Annotated in this window: 1 protein-coding gene and 1 pseudogene; both read right to left on the bottom strand. The window is 33.3% G+C overall.

The features are described from left to right. Positions 1-292: 292 nt before the first annotated feature. Complete coding sequence (locus CG11_RS28930) at positions 293-1,102, bottom strand: hypothetical protein (RefSeq protein WP_052600383.1); 810 nt, start codon at positions 1,100-1,102, stop codon at positions 293-295. A gap of 545 nt (positions 1,103-1,647) precedes the next feature. Then, positions 1,648-2,086: pseudogene (locus tag CG11_RS30910) on the bottom strand (helix-turn-helix domain-containing protein); the annotation flags it as partial. Positions 2,087-2,187 lie beyond the last annotated feature (101 nt).

The raw sequence follows: 2,187 nt of genomic DNA, 5'->3' as shown, positions 1-2,187 counted from the left end.
TCTTGGTGAGGAGCTTTTGGAAGAAAAATATCTAATAAATTTTAAATCGGCTTAAACTGGTCCTATAAATGGGGTACACCTCAGTGTAGCTTTCTTTATACGATAAATCCTGCTTTTTGTTTTTTAATACTACATAACGTAAATGCATACGTCCATGCGCACGGTATGCGAAGTAAATATAGGCTATTCCCTGAGCAAAATCTGTGATTTTGCGGAGTCTCACATACGACGCGAATTTAGCTTTAGCCCTACGTGGGATGGCGATATACAGATTGTTGTAGCCAGTTTTGTTTTATAACGAGATTACTTTTTCTTCTACTTTCTGAGCGGGAAGGTTTTTTAAAATTTCACAGCTTTTTTCAAAAGCTTCTCTAATTCTTTCTGCTATTTTAATTCGAATATCCCTATTAGGATTTTTCCTACCTTTCTTACCAATAAAAGAGGATAAAACACTTTCGAGTTTATTTTTACAGTAATCTCCATTTTTAGTTTCACACTCAACTAGATATCCCACTACTAAATTTGTGCAGTCAATTCCAAACCATTCTAATTTAGTTTTATCCTCTTCAGCAACAACAAGAGCAAGAGACATATTTAATGAAGAAAGCACATCTATTTTAGGAAATTCCTGATGAGCTAAAACGATTTCTTTCATAGTATTACTAAAAGAAAGGTTTGCAAACATTCTTAAACTATGTTTAGTTTGTTCAACAGAACCTTTATAAACTTCAAAATAACCACTTGAGTCTCGGTAAGGAATTTGATAAACAACTTTTACTTGACTGAATGTGATATCCTCAAAAGTAAAACAACAAAAGTCTTTTAGAATAATATTGACATTTTGTAGAATATTTACCTGATTGAAGTGATTTAGTAGAGTATCTGTTATGTAGACGTTATAAGAATCATCATTGATAGAAATGGAGTCTATATGAACTTTAGGAAGCATATCCGCTTTACGGTACAAAAACTGATTAAAATCTTCATTACCCATTTGGATACCAGGTTTTTGATTAGTTGGATTTCCATCTTCTTTAGTAGTAGTATTTTGACAACTGAAAAGGAATACTGCGAAGATTGAAAAAACGTAAAAAGACTTCATTTTTATTAGAATTTCGTGATTAATTGGCTACAACTACCATATAAACACAATTGCATATACAGTCAACTATTTATCAATTGCGATCCAAGAGCACCAAGCCGAAACGACAATCCCCCACTGACACATATCGAACAAATGAGTGAACAATACTTTGAATATCGTTAAAACATACAAAAAATCAAGAAATTGCGTACACAATTCCCCCAACAAATAGCAATCCCTTGGTTTTCTAAAATAGAAGAGCCTTTAGCTTTGAAGCCTATTTTTTAAACTAAAACCAAATTTATGAAAAACCTAAAACAAAAAGCCTATGAATAAAGTATCTGCATACGGGCTTGGTTCGGGCTTAACTGTAGTATCTATTTTCACTTACGGATTGATGCAATAGTCACGATGTGGTCTGACAATTTAGCCTTATCGTTCAGTGAAATGAGAAGAAGTCTTACCTTGAAGATATGGCTTCTTTTCTATTTGACCAAACTGTTTTTGAACCGATTTTTTTTCGACTTCAAATCCCTTAGCATAAACCACCCCAGTTCACTTTGTTCATCTTTTGCTCGTTCTAGAGCTGCAACTTGTGATTCTGTTAAAATAATCCCCTCTTTTGCTACTATTGCTTCCAAAGCTTTGAGTCTTTTTTTGAAGGTCTCTAAATTATGTCGTAGCCAAATACTTCTACCCCCTTCTGGAGATACTAATATAGCTCGCTTTTTTAGCTCATTAGATGCACGAAGTTGACTGTTCTACTGCAAATTTTACGACCGCATTTTCTACTTTCTCCGATACGCGATTCTTCCTGTTTGGCTTTCTTCTACTCAATTCTTGAAGTGCTAATTCTCCTCCTTCTTCGTATAATTCTTTGAAACGATAGAAACTGTCTCGACTATAACCGAAGATTTTACACGCTTGAGATACATTTCCTAATTGTTCTGCTAATTTTAATAATCCTAACTTGTTTTTGATTATTTTGTGTGCTGTAGTCATGATTTATCTTTTCTTTTAGTTATTAAGGTAGTGATGTAGATTGTATGATAAGTTAGAAAAAAAGACAATGAAGACTATATTTGTAAGATGTGTTCAATATC

Source organism: Aureispira sp. CCB-QB1, assembly GCF_000724545.1.
Classification (GTDB): domain Bacteria; phylum Bacteroidota; class Bacteroidia; order Chitinophagales; family Saprospiraceae; genus Aureispira.
Note: the sequence above shows the minus strand (reverse complement) of the source record. Positions and strands in the feature narration are given on the sequence as shown.

Excerpts from the sequence above, each read along its gene's own strand:
- CG11_RS28930 (WP_052600383.1), bottom strand. The coding sequence starts at position 1,102 with ATGAAGTCTTTTTACGTTTTTTCAATCTTCGCAGTATTCCTTTTCAGT.